An 18953-nucleotide genomic window follows, 5' to 3' on the forward strand; every position below is an offset into this window, starting at 1 on the left:
AACGTTTGTTCTTGTGCTTTTTGGGTGCGTGCCGCAGCGGGGCGGCGCGTGGTGACAGGCTAAGGGGCAGGGTGGGGGGAAGGCTTGTCGCTGGGTGTACCGGTTGTTGTGTCTGGGCGCACTTCAAGTTCGGGCAGGCGACACAACTATTGCCCCAACATCTGTCGCACCAGCCATTGCCCGGCCGGCCCCAAGGCACGCCGGCTCGACCAGGCCACATCCATATCCACCCGCCGGGGGTAACCCGCTATCTGCAACTCCACCAGCTCGTTGCCAAACCGTTTAACCAGTGCCCTGGGCAGTTCGGCCCAGCCAAACCCGCGCACGGCGAACTCCAGCAGGGTCAGGTAATCCGGTGCCGACCACGCTTGGCCACGGCCATGGTGCAGGCTGGGGGCATAGGTCTTGATATACAGCTGTCGGGCGTTCTCCAGATGCTGCGCCTGTACCTGCGCCAGGCTCGCCAGCGGATGCTCGCTGGCGACATATACGCCGAACTCTGCCTGCTCCGGCAAGCGCGCCACGGCCACGTCGGCGGGGTAGCCGGGCTGTGTGGCAAGGATGCCGACATGGGCCAGGCCCTGCTGGACCATCTCGATCACATCAGCGTCCTCCGCCGGGCCGCAGCGTAGCTCGGTATGGGGGTAGTGCTGGGCGAAACGAGTCATCACCGCCCCTTGGAACGTTACGCTGTAGCTGTCCGACATCACCACAGATACCAGCGCCTCTACATTTTGCGCCAGTCGCACTGCCAGCGCATCGAGCTGGGCGCTGGCATCGAGAATCGCCTCGACATGGCTCAGCACCTGCCTGCCTGCTTCATTGAGCGTGGGGTGGCGGCCATTGCGGTCAAATAGCGGACAGCCAATATCGGCCTCGAAATTGGCGATGGCGATGCTGACAGTGGACTGGCTTTTGCGCAGCTTGCGCGCCGCCGCAGAAAACGAACCTAGCGAGGCGGCTTCGGTAAAGGCGACCAGAGCTTCGGGAGAGTAACGCATGGTATTGATAAAACCGATGGTAGCTATATCGCGAGTATCAGTTCTATCAAAGAGAATGGGAAGCACGACTCACGCAATGGATGGGATTTGCAATGAAAAACGTGTCTTTCACCGAACGCCTGGTCCACGCCGTTGGCTATGAAGTTTTTGCGGTACTGCTGTGTGCGCCGCTGCTGTCCTGGATCATGGGCAAGTCGTTGGCAACGGCGGGCGCGCTGGCGGTGACCCTGTCGGTGATCGCCATGCTGTGGAACATGGTCTACAACGCACTGGTCGATCGCTGGGTGCAAACCGAACGCATCAACTGGAAGGCCAGTACGCGTTTCGTGCACGGTCTTGGCTTCGAAGCCGGTCTGGTGGTGTGGTGCCTGCCGGTGGCGGCTTGGATGCTGGAGGTTTCGCTGCTGCAGGCGTTCATGGTGGAGCTGGGCTTCTTCGTGATCATCCTGCCCTACACCGTGGTGTACAACTGGGCGTTCGACAAAGCCCGGCACCTGCTGGTGCAGCGGCGCCTGGCATGATTCGGCCACCCGGCGCGGTTCATTGATCAGGGGGGACACAGGTCGGTGGTTGAGCACAGGCCGTCGTGTAGGAGCGGGTTCACCCGCGAAAGGGCCGGCCCTGCTGGCCAATTTCCACCCGCAGTTCACCGTTGCCGCCACTACCGTATTCGCGGGTAAACCCGCTCCTACCACGGTGGTGGTCACACGTCGGGGATTGGGCGCAGGCCGTCGTGTAGGAGCGGGTTCACCCGCGAAAGGGCCGGCCCTGCTGGCCAATTTCACCAGCCGTTCACCGTTGCCGCCGCTACCGTATTCGCGGGTAAACCCGCTCCTACCACGGTGGTGAACACACATCGTGGGTTATGCACAGGCCGCGTGTAGGAGCGGGTTCACCCGCGAAAGGGCCGGCCCTGCTGGCCAATTTCACCAGCCGTTCACCGTTGCCGCCGCTACCGTATTCGCGGGTAAACCCGCTCCTACCACGGTGGTGGACACACATCGTGGGTTGGACACAGGCCGTCGCAGGAGCGGGTTCACCCGCGAAAGGGCCGGCCCTGCTGGCCAATTTCCACCCGCCGTTCACCGTTGCCGCCGCCACCATATTCGCGGGTAAACCCGCTCCTACCACGGTGGTGGACACACATCAGGGGTTGAGCGCAGGCCGTCGTGTAAGAGCGGGTTCACCCGCGAAAGGGCCGGCCCTGCTGGCCAATTTCCACCCGCCGTTCACCGTTGCCGACGCCACCGTATTCGCGGGTAAACCCGCACCTCAAGGTGGCTGCGAAAACCCAAGAAAAACGGGGCATGCCATTGCTGGCATGCCCCGTTTTCATACAGCTGATGCGCCTCAGGCGACCTTGACGATCCAGCCTGCCGGTGCCTCTACATCGCCGCTCTGGATACCGGTCAGCTCGTTGTAGAGCTTCTGGGTAACCGGGCCGACCTTTTCCAGGTCGTGGAACACGTGCAGCTTGCCGTTGTACTCGATGCCGCCGATCGGGGTGATCACGGCTGCGGTGCCGCAGGCACCGGCTTCGACGAAGCGGTCCAGCTTGCTGATCTCGACATCGCCTTCGATCACGGTCAGGCCCAGACGCGATTGCGCCAGTTCCATCAGCGAGAGGCGGGTGATGCCTGGCAGTACCGAGGCCGATTTCGGGGTGACGAACTCGTTGTTGGCGGTGATGCCGAAGAAGTTGGCCGAACCGACTTCCTCGATCTTGGTGTGGGTCAGCGGGTCGAGGTAGATGGCGTCGGCGAAGTTGGCCTTCTTCGCTTCAGCGCCCGGCTGCAGGCTGGCAGCGTAGTTGCCACCGACCTTGGCCGCGCCGGTGCCCTGTGGGGCAGCACGGTCGAAGCTGGAAATCTGGAAGTTGTGCGGCTTCATGCCGCCCTTGAAGTACGAACCAACCGGGATGGCGAACACCGAGAAGATGAACTCGGGGGCGGTGCGCACGCCAATGTTGTCGCCGGTGCCGATCACGAACGGGCGCAGGTACAGGGCGCCTTTGCCGTGTGGTGGCACGAACTTTTCGTTGGCCTTGACCACTTGCTTGCACGCTTCGATGAACACATCGGTCGGCACGTGCGGCATCAGCAGGCGTGCGCAGCTGCGCTGCATGCGGGCCGCGTTCTGGTCCGGGCGGAACAGGTTGATCGAGCCGTCCTTGCAACGGTAGGCCTTCAGGCCTTCGAAGCACTGCTGGCCGTAGTGCAGGGCCGTGGAGCCTTCACTGATGTGCAGTACGTTGTCTTCGGTCAGGGTGCCCTTGTCCCACTCGCCATTGCGCCATACGGACAGGTAGCGTTTGTCGGTCTTGATGTAGTCGAAACCCAGCTTGTCCCAATTAATGCTTTCGTTGCTCATGACACCCTCATTGTCTTGCAAGTGCCCGATCGCTCGGGCTGCTGTTATATGCGCACCATGCCACCTTAATACATCCTTGGCGGATCGGGAACGGCCAGTCACGAATTGATAGGCTGCGATGCTTTTTTTTCGGTTTCTACAACAGCAAGTACTCATCCAGCGCCAGGTTTTCCAGCAATACCACATCATGGGACGCCACTATCAGCGCCCCGCGAAACTGCCCAAGCATGCGTTCCAGTGCTGTCAGCGATGGCAGGTCCAGGTGGTTGCCGGGTTCGTCAAGCAGCAACAGGTCGAGCGGCCGTTCACGGTACAGCACGGCGGCCAGCGCCGCCTTCATACGCTCGCCGCCGCTAAGTAGGCCACTGGGCAGTTCGATACGGGCCGCATCCAGGCCCAGTTGCGCCAGGCGGCTGCGCAATTTCCCCTGGGCCAGCGTCGGGTTGGCTTGGCGTAGGTGTTCGAGCACGCTACGGTTGCCTGCCAGTGTGCTGCAGTGCTGGTCGAGCAGGGCGGTCTCACCAATGAGGCGCACATTGTCGGGCGATGCCGGCAATTCCCCATTCAGCAGCCTGAGCAGGGTGGACTTGCCACTGCCATTGGCGCCGATCAGCCCTACGCGTTGGCCCAGGCACAAGCGCAGGTCAAGCGCTTTGCGGGTGCCATGCGGCAAGCAAAGTGCCTGCAAGGCCAACACTTCACGGCCCGGATGACGCTGAGGTGTGGGCGCTTGCAAGGTAATAGCGCTGTCTTGCTCCACCTCGCGGGCGGCGTCACGTACTTTGCCCACTAGCGTTTGCCGAGCTTCGCGATGGTCGCGGCGCTGCTTGCCAGCAGTGGCCTGGCTGCGCTCCTGCTTGCGGTCGACCAGAATCTTGGCCTGGTTGGCGTGCTTGGCTTGGCGCCCGGCTCGGGCTTGATGGCGCTCCAGGTCTTCGCGTTGGCGCTGCAGTTCACGGGCCTGGCGTTGCTGCTGCTGCTTCAGCCGGGCAAGTTGCTGCTGGGCCTGCGCCGTCTGGTTGGCTTTTTGCGCACTATAGAGGCTGTAGTTGCCACCATAGGCCTGCAAGCCCAGGCTGGATAGTTCGACAATGCGTGCCATGTGCGCCAGTAGGCTGCGGTCGTGGCTGATCACCAGCAAGCCACGGTCCCAGGCTTCGATCATGCTCAGCAGCTGGGCTCGGGCGTTGCTGTCCAGGTGATTGCTTGGCTCGTCGAGGATCAGGTAATCGGCATCGCTGAGCCACGCGCCAATCAATGCCACGCGCATGGCTTGGCCACCGCTCAGGGTTCGTGCGGGCTGGCGCCAGTCGAGTTGACCCAGGCCATTGCCCTGAAGCTGTAGCTGCAATTGCTCGCGCATATCCCAGCGCTCGCCAACGGTGTCGAAATCCTGGGGCTTGATGCTGCCTTGCTCGATGCGCTCCAGCGCCGCAATCACCGGCCCCACTTGGGCCAGGTCGGCCAGTGTGGTGCTGCGCTCGATGACTTGCTGGTCCAGCAAATGGACAGGCCCGAGGCGCCGACAATGGCCGCTGCTCGGTTCACGCCGGCCGGCAAGAATCTGCCCTAGCAGGCTTTTGCCCACGCCATTGCGCCCGACCAGGCCGGTGCGGCGTTGGTCGAAGGTTTCGTTGAGGTTGCTAAACAGCGGCCTGCCATCAGGCAAGGCCAAGGAGACGCTGTCCAGCGTCAGAATCGACGTGTTCGTCATGCACAACTCCACAAATGCCGCGACATCTCCGGAACGAACCGGAGGCTGAAGACTGGCCGTCGAAAGGACGGCGGCATCAATGGCGCATTGGACGAACACCTCGTCATTTAGAGAATGCGTAGCCTAACGGACCGTCTGGGGCCGGGTAAAGCACCGGCTGCCGGTTGGGGCTCAGCGCTGCGTCTGCAAGCGCTTGGCCCAGTCTGCGCCGTGGCCGTGCGCGCAGGCTTCTTCACTGTCGAATCGCACATGCCAGGCCGGATGGTCCAGCTGAATGCCGGCTTGCTCCAGCGCCAGAGCGGTAAGTGCCAGCATGCGCGCCTTCGCATCACCGACCACGGCCGCTGCCTTGTCGGCCTCTTGCTCGAATACCCAGGTAATACGCAGGCTGCTCGGAAAGTCCTCCGGGTTGAGGCGATGGGTTAGCCAACAGAAGCCGACAATCTCCGCCTTGGCGGTTTCGCAGGCATCGGTCAGGCACGCGACCAACTCCCGCTCCAGGCGACCCATTTCGCGTTTGCCCAATGCCTTCACGGGTTGGCCTCGTCATCGATCTGCTGGCAAAAGCGCAGGCGGTTGCCGAACGGGTCCCACACCTGCATCTGCAGGCCCCAATCCAGGCGCTCGGCCTCGGGCCGGGCGAAACCGTACTGTTTACCCTGCAATTCACGCTCCAGCGCGTGCAGGTCGTCGAGGCGGGCGAACACGGTCGAGCCAGGGCAGGCATCGCCATGGTGCTCTGAAAGGTGCAGGATCAGGCCATCACGGTGGATCTGCATGTACAACGGCAAGTCCGGGCTGAAGCGGTGCTCCCAGTCCAGGCTGAAACCCAGGAAATCGAGGTAGAACTCCTTGGCCTTGTCGATCGAGAATATGCGCAGTACAGGTATGGCGGGGGCGAAGGGCATGGTGCGTCCTTGACCGTGGATAAGGCGCCACTGTAGCGCACTTGCGCCCAGCGTTGTCGACCGGCCCCGCAGCAATGGTTGACCACCCGCCAGCCACTGCGTAGCCTTGCCACTTCGAGGTTCTTCGGCCTTGCCGAAGCTAAGACGGGAACGCGGTACAAGCCGCGGCTGCCCCCGCAACTGTAAGCACCGACAACGGATCGACACAGCCACTGCGCCAGCGCGCGGGAAGGCGTCATCCCGCCAGCCCGCTGTTCGACTGAACGGGGACATGGAACGGTGCAAGCCAGGAGACCTGCCTCGTCACGTTTTCGACTTTCAACCGGGCGGGGTGATCCGGTGGCGAACAAGCCCGGCCGGCCTGGCCTGCGGCTGTCGTCCTGCATGCCCGCGCCACACTGCCAAGGGCAATGCGACATGAAAACACTGGCCAAGCTCCCCGTCACCATCGTCACCGGCTTCCTCGGATCGGGCAAGACCACCTTGCTGCGCCACATGCTCGACAACGCCCAGGGGCGCCGCATTGCGGTCATCGTCAACGAATTCGGCGAACTGGGCATCGATGGTGAAATCCTCAAGCAGTGCAGCATCGGTTGCACCGAGGAAGAAGCCAGCGGCCGCGTCTACGAGCTGGCCAACGGCTGCCTGTGCTGCACCGTGCAGGAAGAATTCTTCCCGGTGATGCGCGAGCTGGTAGCCCGCCGTGGCGACCTCGACCACATCCTCATCGAAACCAGCGGGCTGGCCCTGCCCAAGCCATTGGTACAAGCGTTCCAGTGGCCGGAAATCCGCAACGCCTGCACCGTCGATGCGGTCATCACCGTGGTCGACAGCCCGGCCGTGGCCGCTGGTACCTTTGCCGCCTACCCGGACCAGGTCGATGCCCAGCGCAAGCTCGACCCTAACCTGGACCATGAATCGCCCCTGCACGAGCTGTTCGCTGACCAACTGGCCAGCGCCGACCTGGTGGTGTTGAACAAGGCCGACCTGATCGACGCCGAAGGCCTGGCCAAGGTGCGTGCCGAGGTGGCCGAAGAACTGCCGCCGGCGGTGAAAGTGATCGAGGCCAGCAGCGGCAAGCTGCCACTGGAGGTGCTGCTGGGCGTGGGTGCCGAGTCCGAGGCGCATATCGATGGCCGCCGAACCCACCACGATTCGCACCACGATGGCGACGATCATGACGATCATGACCACGACGCCTTCGACTCCATCTCCATCGACCTGCCTGAAGCCGACGAAAGCCTGCTGCTCGATGCATTGACCCAGTTGGTGGTGGAGTTCGGTATCCTGCGCGCCAAAGGCTTCGCCGCCATCCCGGGCAAGCCGATGCGCCTGCTGGTACAAGGCGTGGGCACCCGTTTCGACAAGCACTTCGACCGCGCCTGGCGCGCCGACGAGCCGCGCATCACCCGCCTGGTGCTGATCGGCCAGGACCTCGATGCTGCCCAGCTGGAAGCGCGCCTGCGCCAGGCGCTGGGCGCCTGACCCATGCACCTGCTGCGGACCCAGCCCGGTGGTTTCGTACCGGATGACAGCATTGCCGACCTCGGCCAGACACCCGCCGAGCTGGTGATTCTCTGCAGCGGCGATTCACACCTGGCATTGCTCGCCGACACCGCCGAGCAATTGCCCGAAGACTTTCCCAGCCTGCGCCTGGCCAACCCGATGCAGGTGCAGAACCATGCCTCGGTCGACCTGTATGTCGACCAGGTGCTGCGCCACGCCAAGGTCATCCTGGTGTCGCTGCACGGTGGCGTTGGCTACTGGCGCTACGGCGTCGAACAACTGGTCGAGCTGGCCGCCCGTGGCGTCCAGCTGATTCTGGTGCCGGGCGATGACCGCCCGGACCCGGAGCTGACCAGCCTGGGCAACGTCCGCGGTGAGCAGGCCGAGCGGCTTTGGCATTACCTGCGCCAGGGCGGCAAGGCCAACGCCATCAACCTGTTCAACTGCCTGGCCAGCCAATGGCTGGGCCGCGACTATGCCTGGGACGAGCCGCAGCCTTTGCCGCGCACGGCGGTCTATCACCCCGCCAAGGGCAGCGCGACACTCGAGGACTGGTACCCGCACTGGCACCCCGAGCAGCCAGTGGCGCCGCTGCTGTTCTACCGTTCGCACCTGCAAGCGGCCAATACCGCGTTCATCGACGTGTTCTGCCAGCGCCTGCAGGCTGCCGGCCTGAACCCGTTGCCGATCGCCGTGGCCAGCCTCAAGGAAAGCGCCTGCCTGGAACAGGTCGAAGCCTGGCTGGACGAGGTCGGCGCCGAAGTGCTGGTCAATACCACCGGTTTCGCCTTGTCCAGCCCCGAGCGCCCCAACCTGCGCCCGTTTCGCCGCGACATCCCGGTGCTTCAGGCAATCTGCGCGCAGGACAACCAGCCAGGCTGGGAAGCCAGCGAGCAGGGCCTGGGCGCGCGCGACCTGGCCATGCACATTGCATTGCCGGAGCTGGACGGGCGCATCATCACGCGCCCGGTCAGCTTCAAGGACATGGCCTGGCGCAGCGAGCGCAGCCAGTCCGACGTTGTCTGCTACCGCGCCCACCCCGAGCGCATGGACTTTGTCGCCGAGCTGGCCCGCCGCTGGGTCGAGCTGGCCCGCCTGCCCAATGCCCAGAAGCGTGTGGCATTGGTGCTGGCCAACTACCCGACCCGGGATGGCCGCATTGGTAATGGCGTCGGCCTGGACACGCCCGCCGCCGCACTCAACATCCTCAAGGCGCTGCAGGCCGAAGGCTATCCGCTGGCCGAGTTGCCGGGCAGCGGTACGCAACTAATCCACCAGCTGCTCGGTGGGGTGACCAACGACCTCGACCACCTCGACCAGCGCCCCTGTGCCCAGAGCCTGAGCCTAGCCGATTACCAGGTGGCCTTCGAGCGCCTGCCGCAGGCCAACCGCCAGGCAGTGCTGGAACGCTGGGGGCCGCCCGAACAGGATCCGATGTACCGCAGCGGCCGGCTGATGGTTGCCGGCCTGCGCTTTGGCTTGACCTTCGTCGGTATCCAGCCGGCGCGGGGCTACCAGGTGGACCCCAGCGCGGTGTATCACGACCCTGACCTGGTGCCGCCGCACGGCTACCTGGCATTTCACTTCTGGTTGCGTCACGCATTTGCCGCCGATGCGGTGATCCACGTCGGCAAGCATGGCAACCTCGAATGGCTGCCCGGCAAAGGCGTCGGGCTGTCGGCGCAGTGCTGGCCGGACGCGCTGCTGGGTCCGCTGCCGAACGTCTACCCGTTTATCGTCAATGACCCGGGCGAGGGTGCCCAGGCCAAGCGCCGCACCCAGGCGGTGATCATTGACCACCTGATGCCGCCGCTGACCCGTGCCGAAACCTATGGCCCGCTGCGCCACCTGGAACAACTGGCCGACGAGTTCTACGAAGCGCAGTTGCTCGACCCTCGACGTGCCCGCGAGTTGCAGCGTGACATCCTCGAGCTGGTCAAGGCCAACCACATCGACCGTGAATTGCAACTGGAAGGGCAACTGGACGATGCGGCGCTATGGCTGCCGCGCCTGGATACCTACCTGTGCGACCTGAAGGAGTCGCAAATTCGTGATGGCCTGCACGTGTTTGGTCAGTCACCTGAGGGGCGGCTACGCCTGGATACGCTGCTGGCGTTGTTGCGGGTCGAGCGTGGCGACGGCCGTGGCGGTAATGCCAGCCTGCTGCGAGCTTTGGCCAAAGCACTGGTGCCGGGCTGGGACCCGCTCGATTGCGACCTTGGGCAGCCGTGGCAGGGCATACGCCCTGAACAGCTGCTGGCCATGAGCAATGAACCTTGGCGCACCTGTGGCGACACCCGCGAGCGCCTTGAGCTGCTGGCACTGCAGGTGATCGGGCAGGCGCTGGAAGGCACAGCACAGTTACCCGACCTGAGTGAGTGGCAACCGGTGCACGCTGTAGTGCAGGCCCTGCGTGAAGCGGTCGCACCCAGCCTTGACGCCTGCGGCACGGCGGAAATGCATGGCCTGCTGGCGGCACTGGCCGGGCGCTTCGTGCCCGCCGGCCCCAGTGGTGCGCCTAGCCGAGGGCGCCTCGATGTGCTGCCCACCGGCCGCAACTTCTATACCGTGGACGTGCGCAACCTGCCCACCACCACAGCCTGGCGCCTGGGCTTCGCCTCGGCCAGCCTGATCCTCGAGCGCCATCTGCAGGACCACGGCGATCACTTGCGTCAGCTCGGCCTGTCGGTGTGGGGCACGGCGACCATGCGCACTGGCGGCGACGACATCGCGCAGGCCATGGCGCTGATGGGCGTGCGGCCTGTCTGGGCCACCGGCAGCCAGCGCGTCGACGACTTCGAAATCTTGCCGTTGAGCCTGCTCGACCGCCCCCGGGTGGATGTGACCTTGCGCGTTTCCGGCTTCTTCCGCGATGCCTTCGGTAACCTGATCCGCCTGTTCGACGCCGCCGTGCAGGCCGTGGCTGCGCTGGACGAGCCGGACGACCTCAACCCCCTGGCAGCCCGCGTGCGCAGCGAGCGGGCCGCGCTGCAGGCTCAAGGCGTGGATGCCGAGCAGGCTGCACGTCAGGCTGGCTGGCGGGTGTTCGGTGCCAAACCCGGCGCATACGGTGCCGGGGTGCAGAACGCCATCGACGGGCGTTTGTGGCACAGCCGCGACGACCTGGCAGAGGTCTACCTCAACCACGGCGGCTATGCCTATGGCGGCAGCGACGACGGCACCCCGGCCCGCGCCCAGTTCGCCCAGCGCCTGGCCAAGGTGCAGGCGGTGCTGCAGAACCAGGACAACCACGAGCACGACCTGCTCGATTCCAACGATTACTACCAGTTCCAGGGCGGCATGCTGGCGGCCTCGGAAACCCTGTCCGGGGCGGTGGTGGCCAGCTACCATGGCGACCACAGCCAGGCCGACCGACCGCGCATCCGTACCCTCAAGGAAGAGCTGAACCGGGTGATCCGTGCCCGTGCGCTCAACCCCAAGTGGATCGACGGGGTCAAGCGTCACGGTTACAAGGGTGCCTTCGAGATGGCCGCGACAGTCGACAACCTGTTCGCCTTCGACGCCACCACGCACCTGATCGACGACCATCATTACCAGGGGCTGGCCGATGCCTATGTGCTCGACCCGGCGACCCGCGATTTCATGCGCGAGCACAACCCCGAGGCCCTGCGCGACCTCACCGAGCGCCTGCTGGAGGCCCAGCAGCGCGGCTTGTGGCAGGCGCCGGGCGACTACCGCGAAGCCCTTGAGGACCAACTGCTCGATGGCGAGGAACAGGCTTGAAATGAGTGAACCCGTACAATTTCCGCTGGCGGCCGTGGTCGGTGCAGACGACCTCAAGCTGGCGCTGTGCCTGACCGCCATCGACCCCAGGATCGGTGGTGTGTTGATCGAAGGGCCGCGTGGCATGGCCAAGAGCACCCTGGCCCGTGGCCTGGCCGACCTGCTTGGGGAAGGCCCGTTCGTCACTTTGCCATTGGGCGCCAGTGAAGAACGGTTGGTCGGCACCCTCGACCTGGATGCCGCGCTGGGGCAGGGCAAGGCGCAGTTTTCCCCGGGCGTGCTGGCCCAGGCCGACGGCGGTGTGCTGTATGTCGATGAAGTCAACCTGCTGCCCGACACCTTGGTCGATCTGTTGCTTGACGTGGCTGCCAGCGGCACAAACCGTATCGAACGTGACGGTATCTCGCATCGGCACAGCGCCCGCTTCGTACTGATCGGCACCATGAACCCGGAAGAGGGCGAACTGCGCCCGCAGTTGCTCGACCGTTTCGGCTTGAACGTGGCGCTGGAGGGCTTGCCGGAGCCCGAGGCCCGGCAGCAGATCATTCGCCGCCGCCTGGCCTTCGACAGTGACCCTCAGGGGTTCTGCGCACACTGGGCCCAGGCCCAGGCGCAACTGCGCGAGCGCTGCCACGCGGCGCGCCAGGCCCTGGCCGACATTGCCCTGGATGACCAGGCGCTGGCCTGGATTACCGAGCGCTGCTACGCCGCCGGCGTAGATGGCCTGCGCGCCGACCTGGTGTGGCTGCGCGCTGCGCGCGCCCACTGTGCCTGGCGGGGGGCTGCAGCTATCGAAGAAGTGGATGTCGAGGCGGTGGCCGAATTCGCCTTGCGCCATCGCCGCCGTATGACGCCCCAGGCCAACCCGCCGTCGGCGCCACAGCCGCCTGACCAGCAGCCTGGTGCCGGCAACCCGGGTGAACGGGGCGGGCAGGGCGACTGGGGGGCATTACCGGCACAGCCGGTAGCCAGCGGCGCCCGCCGCGAGGTGCCGAACTGGGCAAAAAAGCCCTGAGCATCCCCCAGCCACCAGCCAACGGGGCGGATGCCAGAACGGGCATAGGCAAGCAGAACGGTACCCGCCGTGGCCTCGTGCGAAATGCGGCGGCCGGCCGGGTAGCCTGGCTGCCGACCTTGCTCAAAGGGCGGCCACGCCAGCGACAGGACCTGTGCTGGCAGCAGCGCCAAGGCAGGCCGGCAGAATTGTGGCTGGTGATCGTCGATGCCTCGGCTTCAACCCGGCGCCATCAGGCGCTGGCACAGACCAAAGGGCTGCTGGCGGCATTGTTCGACCAGGCCTACCGCCAGCGCGCCCGCCTGGCCCTGCTGACTGCCAGCGGGCGCACACCACAGTGGCAGCGCCACGGGCTGAAGGCATCCGCTGCCTTGCAACCCTGGCTGCAGGCCTTGGGAGCAGGTGGGGGCACGCCGCTGATCGCCGCCCTGGAACAGGCGCGGCACTGGCTGCAGGCGCGGCAGCGAGCCCACCCGCAAGAGGCCTTGCGTTGCCTGGTGTTCACCGACGGTCGCCTGCAGCACAGCAATACCGTGCAGCCGATGCCATGCGCCACGTTGTTGGTCGATATGGAACTGGCGCCCGTGCGCCTGGGACGCGCGCAGCGTCTGGCAGAACAATTACAGGCTGATTACCAGCACTTGCAACAATTCAAGGTGATGGATTGAACTGGCAGGTTGCGACACGTTGTCGCAATTGGGAAAGTTGCCACAACAGCAACAGAGAAGTTGTACAAGTGCGTGACCATGCACGCACTTGTTGTGCTGGCCGATATTACTTCGGCATCGACCACGGTTGCAGGTCGTAGCCCTTTTCACACAATTCGGCGCGCACTTCTTCGATCAGGCTGGCCCACTGGGCCGGGTCGGAGTAGATGCGCGACGACACTTGCTTGGCGCCGATGCGGGTGCTGGTCCGGTCGATCACTGCCAGGCTCAGTTCACCAGTACCGTTGGGTGCATCCCAGGCTACGCACTGGAAAGGTTCGAAGGCGTGGTCGGCAATCAGCAGTGCTTCGTTGACACGGAGCGGGGCATTCATGGTTCGGTCTCTCTATGGTCCCAAACATCGAAGTGAAGTCCGCGTTGCTTCAAAGTCGCCTCATTGATCGCGAAGTGCAGCGCGGGGTTATGTCTACTGATGCTCGTTGTTCGTGGGTAAGTCACACATTGGCTGTAAATTTTTTTTCAGGGTCGACGCTGTTCTTGCCTGCGCCGCCATGTGATGTCGATAAAGTGCGAAAATTCCCGTGGCGGTTTGTAAAAAAATGATTCGGCAGACAGACGGTACTGGGAACCGTCAACTTCGTTGCTACTGTTAAACGGGCGCCACAACTTGCTGTTTTACTTCAAAAAACCAAAAACTGGCGCCAAGGATCGGTCATGCAGCAGCCTGCCGCTCAACGCCGTTTGCTTATCGTCGACCCCTGCGACGATTGCCACCGCTTGTTACCTGGCCTGCGCAACGCAGGCTGGGATGTGGACAGCTGTATGCTCGGGGCCGCGTTGGACCACACGTGCGATGTTGGGCTATTGCGCTTGCAGGCTTCGCACCTGAGGCACCCGGACGCGGTCAAGGACATGATCAAGCGCAGCAACACCGAATGGATTGCCGTGCTCAGCGCCGACCAGCTGCGCATGCCAGCGTTCGGTGATTTTGTGTGTGAGTGGTTCTTCGACTTCCATACCCTGCCGTTCGACGTCTCCCGCGTGCAGGTAACCCTGGGCCGGGCGTTCGGCATGGCGCGCCTGCGCGGCAAGGGGGCCGTCAAGGTCGATGAGACGACCCATGAGTTGCTCGGCGAAAGCCGGCCTATCCGCGAGTTGCGCAAGTTGCTGGGTAAACTGGCACCCACTGAATCGCCGGTGCTGATCCGCGGTGAGAGCGGCACCGGCAAAGAACTGGTGGCGCGCACCTTGCACCGTCAGTCGCAACGCAGCGAGCAGCCGTTCATCGCGATCAACTGCGGGGCGATCCCCGAGCACTTGATCCAGTCCGAACTGTTCGGCCATGAGAAGGGCGCCTTTACCGGTGCCCACCAGCGCAAGACCGGGCGTATCGAAGCGGCCGATGGCGGCACATTGTTTCTTGATGAAATCGGCGACCTGCCGTTGGAATTGCAGGCCAACTTGCTGCGTTTTTTGCAGGAGAAGCACATCGAGCGCGTGGGTGGCAGCCAGCCCATACCGGTGGATGTACGGGTGCTGGCGGCCACCCATGTGGACCTTGAGCGGGCCATCGAGCAAGGGCGTTTCCGCGAAGACCTGTATTACCGCCTGAACGTATTGCAGGTGGTGACCGCGCCGTTGCGCGACCGGCATGGTGACCTGTCGATGCTGGCCAACCATTTTGCCCATTTCTACAGCGTGGAGACCGGGCGTCGGCCACGGTCGTTCAGCGACCATGCCCTGGCGGCGATGGGGCGGCATGACTGGCCGGGCAATGTGCGCGAGCTGGCCAACCGCGTGCGCCGCGGGTTGGTGCTGGCCGAAGGGCGGCAGATCGAGGCGCAGGACCTGGGGTTGCAGCTGCTCGACCCGGAACAACAGCCGCTGGGCACGCTGGAAGAATACAAGCAGCGCGCCGAGCGCCAGGCGCTGTGCGATGTGCTCAACCGGCACAGCGACAACCTGAGCGTGGCGGCCAAGGTGCTGGGCATTTCACGGCCGACGTTCTATCGGTTGTTGCACAAGCACCAGATACGTTGAGCGGCGCTGGGGTACGCTTGCGCCGTTCTTTGAAGCCGCTCCTACACAAGCCCGTGTAGGAGCGGGTTTACCCGCGAAAGGGCCGGGCCTGCTGGCCAATTTCCACCCGCCGTTCACCGTTGTCGCGGCTACCGTATTCGCGGGTAAACCCGCTCCTACAGGGCCTGTGTAGGCGCGGGTTCACCCGCGAAAGGGCCGGGCCTGCTGGCCAATTTCCACCCGCCGTTCACCATTGTCGCAGCTACCGTATTCGCGGGTAAACCCGCTCCTACGGGGCCTGTGTAGGCGCGGGTTTACCCGCGAAAGGGCCGGGCCTGCTGGCCAATGTCCACCCGCCGTTCACCGTTGTCGCGGCTACCGTATTCGCGGGTAAACCCGCTCCTACCGGGAAACCACAAGCCTGCGTAGGAGCGGGTTCACCCGCGAAAGGGCCGGGCCTGCTGGACAATGTCCACCTGCCGTTCACCGTTGTCGCGGCTACCGTATTCGCGGGTAAACCCGCTCCTACACCGGGGGTGGACATACATCGGTTTAGCGGCGAAGAGGCCCTGCCCGGCGAACTCAGTGCGGTCCGCGCGGGATGGTCTTGAGCAAGTCTTCGGGGCTGATATGCCCCACCACCTGGGCCACCGCGCTGCCCGGGGTCGGCAGGTCGATGATGTGGCTCTTCATCTTGCCGATCACATGCATCTCGCACGGCTTGCAGTCGAACTTCAGGGTCAGCACTTCGTCACCCTGAATCAGCTGCATCGGTGCCACCTTGGTACGCACGCCGGTCACGCCCTTGGCCTGCTTGGGGCACAGGTTGAAGGAGAAACGCAGGCAGTGCTTGGTGATCATCACCGGCACTTCGCCGTGTTCTTCATGCGCTTCATAGGCCGCATCGATCAGTTGCACACCGTGGCGGTGGTAGAAGTCGCGGGCCTTCTGGTTGTATACGTTGGCCAGGAACGACAGGTGCGACTCGGGGTACACCGGCGGTGGCGTGGTCTCGGCCTTGCGCCCGCCACGCGGATGCGCCTGCACGCGTGCTGCAGTCAGTGCCTCGATGGCTTCGCGGCGCAGGGCCTTGAGCTGCGAGTTGGGAATGAAGTACGCCTGCGGGGCATCCAGTTCGATGCGGTCGGCGTGGTACAGGGTGGTGCCCAGCTGGCCGAGCAGGTCGTGCAACTGCTCCAGTGCCTGCTGCGGCTTGTTGGCTACGCCGAATGGGCCGTCCAGGGCCACCTGCACGCTCACGCCTTCTTCACTGCTCAGGGTAAGCATCAAGCGCTGCTCGCGCAGAACCGCGTGCCACTCCACGCCGACCCGGCGTTCGGAGGAGGTGCGTTGCAGGGCCTGTTGCCAGTTGTGGTCGAGGTTGCGCGACAGCGGGTGGTTGGGCCGCAGCTTGTGCAGGCCTTCGGGCATTTCGTTGGGCTCGACGCGATAGCGGTAGCGCTTCTGGCCGTCTTCTTCGAATTCGCCACGCGGTTCGGCGATGTTGGCGCGGAAGCCCACCACTTCGCGCTTGACCAGCACATTGAGGCCGTCGCCGTTGGTCAGCGGTACGTCGGTGACCACTTGCATGTCACGCTTGCCGACCTTTTCGACTACGCCCACCGGCAGGCCGGTGAAGGTTGGCGAGTCGAAGGCGCCGATATCGACCTTGCGGTCGGTCACGAAGTAGTCGGTGCTGCCGCGGTGGAAGGTTTTATCCGGGTCGGGCAGGAAGAAGTGTTCGGTACGGCCGCTGGACGCGCGGGCGTACTGAGGGCGGTCTTCAAGGATGGCATCGAGCTCTTTGCGGTAATGGGCGGTGATGTTCTTCACATAGCCCATGTCCTTGTAGCGGCCCTCGATCTTGAACGAGCGCACGCCGGCATCGACCAGGTCAGCCAGGTTGGCGGTCTGGTTGTTGTCCTTCATCGACAGCAGGTGTTTCTCGAACGCAACCACGCGGCCCTGGTCATCTTTCAGCGTGTAGGGCAGGCGGCAGGCTTGCGAGCAATCACCACGGTTGGCGCTGCGGCCGGTCTGCGCATGGGAAATGTTGCATTGGCCGGAGAACGCCACGCACAGTGCGCCGTGGATGAAGAACTCGATGGCGGCATCGGTTTCGGCGGCGATTGCGCGGATTTGCTGCAGGTTCAGCTCCCGCGCCAGTACCAGTTGCGAGAACCCGGCCTGGTCGAGGAACTTGGCCCGTTCCAGGGTGCGGATGTCGGTCTGGGTGCTGGCATGCAGCTCGATTGGCGGGATGTCCAGCTCCATCACCCCAAGGTCCTGCACGATCAGCGCGTCAACGCCGGCATCGTACAGCTGGTGAATCAGCTTGCGCGCCGGTTCCAGCTCGTTGTCGTGGAGGATGGTGTTGATGGTGGTGAACACGCGTGCATGGTAGCGATGGGCGAACTCGACCAGCTCGGCAATATCGCTGACTTCGTTGCAGGCGTTATGGCGCGCGCCGAAGCTCGGGCCGCCGATGTAGATGGCGTCAGCGCCGTGCAGGATCGCTTCACGGGCGATGGCCACGTCACGGGCAGGGCTGAGCAGTTCCAGGTGATTCTTTGGAAGGGACATGTCGTTATATTTTCGGGCTGTCACGGTTTAGGCGGGCATTGTAGCGGTGAAACGGGCTGGCGGCATCATTGGGGTGCCGAGAGGTGCGGGATTGGCTGCGGGTACGCGCAACTGTGGGAGCGGCCTTGCGTCGCGAAAGGGCCGCAGAGCGGCCCCGGCGATTTTGCGGCCAATCAACGATGTCGGGGGCGCTGCGCACCCCGACAAGCGCAGCTCAGCGCTTGGCAGCCATCGCCGTCACTTCCACGCGCATGCCTTCAAAGGCCAGTGAAGCCACACCCACCGCCGCACGCACCGGCCAGGGCTTGCTGAAGAAGCGCTGGTACACCTCGTTGAACGCCGCGCGGTCGGCCATGTCGGTCAGGTAGATGGTCAGGTGCAGCACGCGGTCCATACCGCTACCGGCCTTTTCCAGGGCCACTTTCAGCGCCTGCAGGGTGCATTCGCTCTGCTCGACGATGCCGCCCAGCTCCAGGCTGCCGTCGGCGTGGGTCGGGATTTGCGTGGTGACCAGCACGCCGTTGTACTCAGCAACGTCCGAGGAAATCGACTCGGCGTCCGGGTCCGGGGTGTAGATGATGTCTGCATGTGCCATGGTGTGTCTGCCTTGCAACGGAAGGAAAACGGCAAGCCTACGCGAGCGCACCAGCCCGGTCGAGGGTGCCTCGGCGTTTGAAATGCGCGGCGTTCGCCGTCAGAATCGCAGGCGATTGCAAAACCAGAGGTTTACGTTGAACGAACAGACTTTGTCCAGACGCCTGGAGCGCGTGGCCGCCCATGTACCGCAGGGGGCGCGCCTGGCCGACATTGGCTCGGACCACGGCTACCTGCCGGTCGCCTTGATGCTGCGTGGCGTGCTCGAGGCCGCTGTAGCGGGTGAAGTGGCGCAGACGCCGTTCGCCTCGGCCCAGCGCAATGTGCGCAGAAACGGCCTGCAAGAGCAGGTAACCGTGCGCCTGGCCGATGGGCTGGCAGCGGTCGAGCCGCAAGACCGTATCTCGGTGGTGAGCATCTGCGGGATGGGCGGCGACACCATGTGCGAGATCCTCGAGGCCGGCAAGCATCGCCTTGGCGGCGTCACGCGCCTGGTACTGCAACCCAATGGCGGTGAGCGCGAACTGCGCCAGTGGCTGGCGGGCAATGGTTACCAGATCGTCAGCGAGGAGCTGCTGCGGGAAAACCGCTTCGATTACGAGATCATCGTCGCCGAGCCGGGCAGGGGGGTGTATAGCGCTGAACAGCTGTACTTCGGCCCCGTGTTGATGCAGGAAAAAAGCGAGGCGTTTGTGGTCAAGTGGCGGCGCATGCTGCGGCAGAAGCAGCAGACCCTGGCCAATTTCCAGCGGGCCCGCGATGCGGTGCCTCAGGCGAAGATCGACGATTTCAATCAGCAGGTGGGCTGGATCACCCAGGTGCTGTCCTGAC

Annotated in this window: 15 protein-coding genes and 1 riboswitch; of the genes, 7 read left to right on the top strand and 8 right to left on the bottom strand. The window is 64.2% G+C overall.

The window, feature by feature from the left end; all coding sequences use genetic code 11:
- Positions 1–146 precede the first annotated feature (146 nt).
- Positions 147–1001, bottom strand: coding sequence for a LysR family transcriptional regulator (locus AC3RCM_RS11845; protein WP_104887739.1), 855 nt, complete (start codon positions 999–1001; stop codon positions 147–149).
- Positions 1002–1093: 92 nt separating this feature from the next.
- Here AC3RCM_RS11845 and AC3RCM_RS11850 point away from each other — a divergent pair, with 92 nt between their 5' ends.
- A complete protein-coding gene (locus AC3RCM_RS11850; protein WP_064493384.1) occupies positions 1094–1522 on the top strand; it encodes a multidrug/biocide efflux PACE transporter in 429 nt (142 codons plus the stop codon).
- An 829-nt stretch (positions 1523–2351) separates the two neighbouring features.
- On the opposite strand, the gene AC3RCM_RS11855 is transcribed toward AC3RCM_RS11850, so the two are convergent.
- The 4 genes from AC3RCM_RS11855 to AC3RCM_RS11870 form a co-directional block, all read right to left on the bottom strand.
- Complete coding sequence (locus AC3RCM_RS11855) at positions 2352–3371, bottom strand: branched-chain amino acid aminotransferase (RefSeq protein ID WP_003247906.1); 1020 nt, start codon at positions 3369–3371, stop codon at positions 2352–2354.
- A gap of 136 nt (positions 3372–3507) precedes the next feature.
- On the bottom strand, positions 3508–5085 hold the full coding sequence (locus AC3RCM_RS11860; protein WP_457251018.1) for an ATP-binding cassette domain-containing protein: 1578 nt from the start codon (positions 5083–5085) through the stop codon (positions 3508–3510).
- A 171-nt stretch (positions 5086–5256) separates the two neighbouring features.
- On the bottom strand, positions 5257–5619 hold the full coding sequence (locus tag AC3RCM_RS11865; RefSeq protein WP_492629624.1) for a hypothetical protein: 363 nt from the start codon (positions 5617–5619) through the stop codon (positions 5257–5259).
- On the bottom strand, positions 5616–5993 hold the full coding sequence (locus AC3RCM_RS11870; protein WP_492629625.1) for a glyoxalase superfamily protein: 378 nt from the start codon (positions 5991–5993) through the stop codon (positions 5616–5618). Before AC3RCM_RS11870 ends, AC3RCM_RS11865 begins: the two co-directional genes overlap by 4 nt.
- 100 nt (positions 5994–6093) lie before the next feature.
- Positions 6094–6310: riboswitch (cobalamin riboswitch) on the top strand.
- Between the two features lie 100 nt (positions 6311–6410).
- On the opposite strand from AC3RCM_RS11870, the gene cobW reads away from it, so the two are divergent.
- From cobW to AC3RCM_RS11890, 4 genes are all read left to right on the top strand, one after another.
- A complete protein-coding gene (gene cobW, locus AC3RCM_RS11875) occupies positions 6411–7478 on the top strand; it encodes a cobalamin biosynthesis protein CobW (RefSeq protein ID WP_003247913.1) in 1068 nt (355 codons plus the stop codon).
- A 3-nt stretch (positions 7479–7481) separates the two neighbouring features.
- Positions 7482–11243 (top strand): cobaltochelatase subunit CobN, encoded by a 3762-nt coding sequence (cobN, locus tag AC3RCM_RS11880; RefSeq protein ID WP_492629626.1) that lies wholly within the window; start codon positions 7482–7484, stop codon positions 11241–11243.
- 1 nt (position 11244) lies between these two features.
- On the top strand, positions 11245–12258 hold the full coding sequence (locus AC3RCM_RS11885) for a magnesium chelatase ATPase subunit I (RefSeq protein ID WP_492629627.1): 1014 nt from the start codon (positions 11245–11247) through the stop codon (positions 12256–12258).
- A 77-nt stretch (positions 12259–12335) separates the two neighbouring features.
- Positions 12336–12926, top strand: coding sequence for a vWA domain-containing protein (locus AC3RCM_RS11890; protein ID WP_108190406.1), 591 nt, complete (start codon positions 12336–12338; stop codon positions 12924–12926).
- 106 nt (positions 12927–13032) lie between these two features.
- Here AC3RCM_RS11890 and AC3RCM_RS11895 read toward each other — a convergent pair whose 3' ends face one another.
- Positions 13033–13299, bottom strand: a complete 267-nt coding sequence (locus AC3RCM_RS11895; RefSeq protein ID WP_003247923.1) for a hypothetical protein — start codon at positions 13297–13299, stop codon at positions 13033–13035.
- A gap of 341 nt (positions 13300–13640) precedes the next feature.
- Here AC3RCM_RS11895 and AC3RCM_RS11900 point away from each other — a divergent pair, with 341 nt between their 5' ends.
- Positions 13641–14966 (top strand): sigma-54 dependent transcriptional regulator, encoded by a 1326-nt coding sequence (locus AC3RCM_RS11900; RefSeq protein WP_019437001.1) that lies wholly within the window; start codon positions 13641–13643, stop codon positions 14964–14966.
- 561 nt (positions 14967–15527) lie between these two features.
- On the opposite strand, the gene AC3RCM_RS11905 is transcribed toward AC3RCM_RS11900, so the two are convergent.
- Together AC3RCM_RS11905 and AC3RCM_RS11910 are read right to left on the bottom strand one after the other, a co-directional pair.
- Positions 15528–17528: a peptidase U32 family protein gene (locus tag AC3RCM_RS11905; RefSeq protein ID WP_003247926.1), complete on the bottom strand. Its 2001-nt coding sequence runs from the start codon at positions 17526–17528 to the stop codon at positions 15528–15530.
- A gap of 214 nt (positions 17529–17742) precedes the next feature.
- On the bottom strand, positions 17743–18123 hold the full coding sequence (locus AC3RCM_RS11910; RefSeq protein WP_004577524.1) for a RidA family protein: 381 nt from the start codon (positions 18121–18123) through the stop codon (positions 17743–17745).
- A 136-nt stretch (positions 18124–18259) separates the two neighbouring features.
- Between AC3RCM_RS11910 and AC3RCM_RS11915 the strand changes: the two genes are divergently transcribed.
- The gene (locus AC3RCM_RS11915) at positions 18260–18952 is read left to right on the top strand and encodes a tRNA (adenine(22)-N(1))-methyltransferase (RefSeq protein ID WP_492629628.1); all 693 of its coding nucleotides are present in this window, start codon (positions 18260–18262) and stop codon (positions 18950–18952) included.
- Position 18953: the final 1 nt, after the last annotated feature.

This window comes from Pseudomonas sp. GW823-FHT05G12 (assembly GCF_058795575.1).